The organism is Sporosarcina sp. NCCP-2331 (genome assembly GCF_023707945.1).
Taxonomy (GTDB): Bacteria; Bacillota; Bacilli; order Bacillales_A; family Planococcaceae; genus Sporosarcina; species Sporosarcina cascadiensis.
Genome location: NZ_BRCD01000057.1, coordinates 1 through 5031, shown reverse-complemented (window position 1 = coordinate 5031; position 5031 = coordinate 1). Strand labels below are relative to the sequence as shown.

Below are 5031 nucleotides of genomic sequence, written 5' to 3'. Positions count from 1 at the left end.
AATTTGGTTGTGTCGTAAATTTGATTGTGAATAAGACGTATTCACATTTCGCCCTCCAATAATGAGGGTAGACGCAGTTTATAGGGCTAATGATACGTTTCCCTCTTTTAATTGAACCCTGTTACATTCATTGCACTTCATAATTAATGCCTCCTAATCTTGATTGAAACATTTTACCACATACAGACTAAGTTTTAAATTCAGTTTTCATCACTTATTCCGTTAAATGGCCCGTTTGTTGAACATCTTTTGTATCTCAATAAACCACATGAACTAAAACCGATCCATCATCAAAAACAGAAATTTGAACAGGTTGATAATCAACTTCGTCAAAATAGCAAATATGATTTTCGTCTAATTGCTCACGGCCACCTTCACGATAGCTTTTGCCATAACGTTTTCTAAAATATTGTTTTGCTTCCAACACTGTTTTAAAATCAGGAAAATTCGCCTCATCTTCTCTAGTAATCATTCAATCTACCTCCTTTTTGTCATTTTAATTCGCCTGTTTCTTTGTCGAAATCGCTTCGACCATATTTCCGTTCTTGATAAACAGCATCGAAATACAATCTAATCAATCCAGTATGCGACCGCAAAACAGAGTTTATTATCTTCATGCTAGGCAAATTATGTTCAGCCCCACGAGTTTTAACAAATCTCCTTAACTCACGAATGTTTGCTAGTCCATTTTCATCAATCAAATCACAGACATCATTCAACATGTCGTCTTTGTCTTCGGCATCAAGCGTTATGTACCGATCAATATCAAAGTTGTTCAGCAGCTTAATGTCTTTCTTGTCATACACACGTTTCTTTTTAGCAATAGCATCTTTTGATTCATGAGTTAAATACAGATATATATTCTCCATGCTTTGAACTACAATTTGAACCATAGAAACACTCTTATCGCCCAAAATTTGTCTTACTTTTTTACGCACACTATCAGTGGTTACTGGATTTTTTGCTACATAAATTACATGATAGTGAGCCTTTTTATATTTTTGCCCTTCAACATCACTTAAATCTTTATCATGAAGTGGACTAATTGCAATCGGCAAACCAATTGATTCTAATTTCATTTCCCAATCTTCAGGGATAGATTCGGGGTATAATAAAAACGTGAAGTATCTTGCTTTATCTTTAGCCATAATGATATATTCACCTTACAAAAATGAGTTGTAAATTGAGCGTACCTTTCGCAGAGGCGCTCTTTTTTTATGCTCATTGATGCCCCTTCTTATGATTTTCTACAACATCATTCATATATCTCCGCACATCATAAGTCACAATTTTCCCTTGCTCCAACAAAGCTTGCTTATATTCAAAATACAACTCTTTGGGAATACGGATCGTTACACTTTGCATTTCTTCTTTTTCATTTTTTTGAGCCATAACAAAACCTTCTTTCTCATGTTTTTTTATTAGTATATAACATTATTCGGATGGAGTAAAGCATTACAGGGAAATACAAATTTCCGAAATTCAGCTGAAAAGTCGCTGAAAAGTCGCTGAAAAGTCGCCGAGAACTCGCCCACCACAAACCCTTGTCCCACCTGGCTTCGTGCGGCTTTTTCGCTGAAATTGGCACTCGGCACTTAAAGGGGGGGTCGTAGTAGCCCCCCCTTTTTCCCTCTCTCCTCGTAAAATCTAGTTCGAAATCCAGTTCATAAAAAGCAAAAAAAGCCCTTAAAAAACACAGGGCTTTTCTAAAAATCTAAAACCATATTTCTAATTACTTTAAAAACGCTCACAAGCCTTTTTAAGCCGCATTGCTTAAAAAACCACACAAACCCTAGCAAACTACTTCAAAAGCTCTTAAAAACGATTTTGAAGAGAAATAAGGGCATTCTAAGATCAATTACAACTCCATGCCACTAGATCTGCTTTTCGTTTTCTTCTGTTGCTGCCGCTGCTGAGAAAGTTCTTTGTTTTTCTCCACCAGCCAATCCATCGAGAAATCTGCTTCTTTAGCCCGTTTTATAAATTTCTCTAAAAACAATTTAATTTTACCAATCGCTTTTTCAAGTCGATTTTGTGGAATCGTCTTTTCTTCTTTATTTTCTTCGAGGATCTCCAGCCAGTTTTCTCCCTCTTCTTTATTCTTTGGCATACGGTCATTCTCTAAATTATGAAGCACTAACCGGCCTTGAAATTCTAACGTACTAATCTGAAGATCGGGCTCTTTTTCTTCCAAAATACTTTTATAAACAATTGCATTTTCTGTTTGTCGATCTCGCTCTTTTTGCAACAATGTAATTTCTCTACCAAAATCAATATTTCGATAGCGAAGATGTTCGTTATCTTCCTCGAAATTTTTCACATTTACTTTTAAATTTTTAATTTCTTCAACAGCTTTTGATTTGTATTTATCAAATCGTTGTTGAATTCTAATACTCGAATTCGATAACTCTTTCATTTTCTCGTAGCGTTCCGCTGGCAACATAACTACTTCTTTTTTATTAAAGACTCCAACAGTTTTCTTCTCAACTTCTCGCTCAATACTTTTCAAAACTTTTTGCGGATATTTAAAACTCTTAAATTCGTTAGCCATTTCCTCTTTCTGCTGTTCAATCTCCGCTGAATATTTTTTCAGCGAATGAATATTTTCAATCCCGATCGTCTTATCATTTAAAATTCCTTCTTGATAAATTTCAGGGATTCGCTCTTTCAAGTGTCTATCTAAATCAGTGTGAAAACTTTTCAATTCCGATCTCGTCAGCACTTCTTTCGCTGATACTTTTTCACGCTCTTTTTTCTCATCCCAAACAACCGGAACAAAATCAAAATGCATGTGAGGGGTTGTTTCATCATTGTGGACATTCGCTGAAACGACGTTCTCCTGTCCTCCATAACGATCTGTAAGAAATTCGTATGTTTCCTCAAAGAATTTCCTCTGATACTCAACAGATTCATTGTGAAGCGATTCAGGCAGTGTGACGATCCACTCACAGCACACCTTTACATCTTTCCGATTCATGCAATAAACTTCACTCAATCTTTCGTCCATGCGGGAAAGTGTATCTCCGTCTTTTTCGCATAAATCATAGTTCAGATGTGTACGCTCTGTATCAATATTTTTGTTGGAATGGTTTTCTGTTTTTCGGTCTAAGTGAATTGACAAGCCTTGCATATTTCCTTTAGTGAATTTCTGAACGTGCGCCATCTCGTACACCTCCATTTGAGAAGAGAATAACACATCAGGCGAGAGGAGCCAAAACCATTTGGTATAACACGGTATACCAGAATTCTTCTGGACGTGCTCTGCGAGGCGAAAAGCAAGGGAGCAAAAACCGCTCCCCCAAATTCAAAAGCAAAAGAAAAGATCATGGGCTTTGCCCAAACCCACGAGGGAAAAGTTTCCCCTCGACCCCCTCCAAAAAGCTCCCCCAACCCCCTCACTTTTTGAGGGGGCTCCCTCGCCGGTTGGCAGGTCAAAAGGTGTTGCCTTTTGACGAGCCAAGAGGGTTCGGGTGTAGCAAAATTGTCAACTCCTTAAATTCCTTTCGCTGTCGCTTCAGTCAGACATTTACCGTTGACAATTGCCACGTATTTTCTTCTGCAGAAAGTTTCACTTTTAGCCGAAGAAAATAAAAAGAGGTGGCAAATTTGCCACCTCTTAAAAATTTTCTGATCTTCAACAATCGCGCCCGATTGCTTAAGAAAGCTAGAAGTCATTTAATTTATCTCTGGTATTCAACTTTTAAATTGAATTTGTCTTCGTTTATATACATTCAAGGTGATCAGCCAACTAGTAACAACGACTCCTGTAAAAAGGAATAGCATATTACTATACAAATAAGTGGATTGATCAAGGTCCATAGGTAGCAACTTCTGATTCAGTAAGCGTACAGATAATAAACCACCAACAATTGCAATACCTATTCCCTCTGATAAAAAACTGGTAAAATTAAGCAAACTCATTCCGGCACCAGCTTCCTTTTGTTTCAAACTACTTGAAACAATTGTAGATATAACTGTTTTGGTGAATGACAGCCCACCAAAAACAAAAACTAATATAATTGTCAGTAACCATGGTGTTACTTCTAAAAAAAAGGCAGCAATTAAAAAGCTAACGGAAAGAAATGTAACTCCAATGGTTAACACGTACAATGGACCTTTTCTATCAACAAGTAATCCACCAATGTAACCGAAGATAATAACGCTCATTGTTCCAGGGAAAATAATCACACTGCCAATTGCAGCAGTACTTAGTTGATGTACATCTTTCATCATGTAAGGAACCATATAGATAAACCCTGCTACTGTACCAAATATAAGTCCTCCACAAAGGACACCAATTATAAAAGAAATATTTTTCCCCAGTGCAGGTTCAACAAAAGGTTCTGTTACTTTCCTAATATGTTTTACAAATATCAGGAATGACAGAATACTGATGATCAGAAAAGAAATGTTATAAGATGTTGTAAACAGCATAAAAAATACAATGCCCACTGACATTAGTATAATTCCTACAATATCAAAATGACCTTTTATCCTTACTTCTTTTTTCAACAATTTAATAAGGAACGGAACAGTGATAATTGTCATCATTGGAATGAGCAGAAGATAAGACCAATGGATAAAATGAGCTATCATTCCACCAATAGCTGGACCGATACCTTCTCCCATAGCTACTATGGAGCCAATAAGACCAAACGCTTTACCCCTATTTTCCTTTGGAATATAGCGCGCAACTACAACCATCACGAGTGCTGGAAATGCAGCTGCACCAGCTCCTTGAATAAATCGAGCCAGAATAAGTATGGGAAAAAAAGAATGTCCAACAAACCCAATTACCGATCCGAAGCAATTTATTATAATCCCAAATAGGAGTAACCTTTTAATGCCTAGCTGATCAGATAGCTTTCCATATAGAGCTGTTCCAATAGAAAAGGTTAACATAAAGGCTGTGTTCACCCAGCTTGTACTCGCCGGTGATTTATTAAAATCATTTGCAATATCAGGTAATGAGACGTTCAAAACCATTTCATTTAATACGCTAAAAAAAGATAGAACGCAAAGCCAAATTAA

General features: G+C 36.8%; 6 protein-coding genes. All 6 read right to left on the bottom strand.

All coding sequences use genetic code 11. The features are described 5' to 3' along the window. Positions 1-78 precede the first annotated feature (78 nt). The gene (locus NCCP2331_RS18510; RefSeq protein ID WP_013762478.1) at positions 79-141 is read right to left on the bottom strand and encodes a tetracycline resistance efflux system leader peptide; all 63 of its coding nucleotides are present in this window, start codon (positions 139-141) and stop codon (positions 79-81) included. A gap of 115 nt (positions 142-256) precedes the next feature. Continuing rightward, positions 257-472: a hypothetical protein gene (locus tag NCCP2331_RS17990; protein WP_039043706.1), complete on the bottom strand. Its 216-nt coding sequence runs from the start codon at positions 470-472 to the stop codon at positions 257-259. 19 nt (positions 473-491) lie between these two features. Then, entirely contained in the window at positions 492-1148 is a 657-nt protein-coding gene (locus NCCP2331_RS17985; RefSeq protein ID WP_012290103.1) for a replication protein, read from the bottom strand. A 73-nt stretch (positions 1149-1221) separates the two neighbouring features. Next, a complete protein-coding gene (locus NCCP2331_RS17980; RefSeq protein WP_012477453.1) occupies positions 1222-1392 on the bottom strand; it encodes a hypothetical protein in 171 nt (56 codons plus the stop codon). A 466-nt stretch (positions 1393-1858) separates the two neighbouring features. Beyond that, a complete protein-coding gene (gene mobV / locus NCCP2331_RS17975) occupies positions 1859-3163 on the bottom strand; it encodes a MobV family relaxase (RefSeq protein ID WP_039043705.1) in 1305 nt (434 codons plus the stop codon). Positions 3164-3693: 530 nt separating this feature from the next. Beyond that, on the bottom strand, positions 3694-5031 hold a 1338-nt coding region (gene tet(L), locus NCCP2331_RS17970; RefSeq protein WP_251672072.1), incomplete at its 5' end, for a tetracycline efflux MFS transporter Tet(L).

What these genes read in the sequence shown, in the direction of transcription:
- NCCP2331_RS17990 (WP_039043706.1), bottom strand. Translation starts at nt 472, where the DNA reads ATGATTACTAGAGAAGATGAGGCGAATTTTCCTGATTTTAAAACAGTG.
- NCCP2331_RS17985 (WP_012290103.1), bottom strand. Translation starts at nt 1,148, where the DNA reads ATGGCTAAAGATAAAGCAAGATACTTCACGTTTTTATTATACCCCGAA.
- NCCP2331_RS17980 (WP_012477453.1), bottom strand. Translation starts at nt 1,392, where the DNA reads ATGGCTCAAAAAAATGAAAAAGAAGAAATGCAAAGTGTAACGATCCGT.
- mobV (WP_039043705.1), bottom strand. Translation starts at nt 3,163, where the DNA reads ATGGCGCACGTTCAGAAATTCACTAAAGGAAATATGCAAGGCTTGTCA.